At 59.0% G+C, this 478-nt stretch carries 1 protein-coding gene; it reads left to right on the top strand.

Annotated elements, in window-relative coordinates; translation table 11 throughout:
• Window positions 1-285 (top strand): GNAT family N-acetyltransferase (locus JWG43_RS17915; protein ID WP_205244306.1); only part of this gene is annotated, 285 nt, incomplete at its 5' end.
• Window positions 286-478 lie beyond the last annotated feature (193 nt).

Raw genomic sequence — 478 nt, 5'->3', positions numbered from 1 at the left:
GTGGTGGAGGGGGTGGTCGCGGGGTTTCTGACTGCCCGAATCGATATCAATGAAGCCATTCCGTTTCTTACCAAGCTGCCCGTCTGTCGGATCACGACCGTGGTGGTGGATGAGCATCACAGATCCCGTGGCATAGGCAAGGCACTGATCGCCCATTGCGATTGCTGGGCCAAGGCCCGCGACGCAAGCCAGATCCGGCTGGAGGTGATGTCATTCAATGACAGGGCCAGGTCGCTTTACGAATCCCTTGGCTTTACCCGGCAGTCTGAAACGTACGCCAGATAGCCCGACGTCCGGTGAATAAACAAGGCCCCATCATGGGGCCTTGTTGTTGCTGTTGTTGAAAGTGCAGCGCGTGGTGAAAGTGCTGCGATCGTGCTTAGCTCTCCGCCGGCCAGGGGCCGAGCTCGATGCAGTGGCCACGATAGAGCGGGCGTTCACTTCCCGTCGCCATCACCAGCAGCTCGCTGCTCTGTTT

The sequence above is a fragment of the Desulfobulbus alkaliphilus genome (assembly GCF_016918545.1).
In the GTDB taxonomy this organism is placed as follows: Bacteria; Desulfobacterota; Desulfobulbia; order Desulfobulbales; family Desulfobulbaceae; genus Desulfobulbus; species Desulfobulbus alkaliphilus.
The sequence above is the reverse complement of the archived record's forward strand: the minus strand, read 5'-3'. Positions and strand labels throughout refer to the sequence as shown.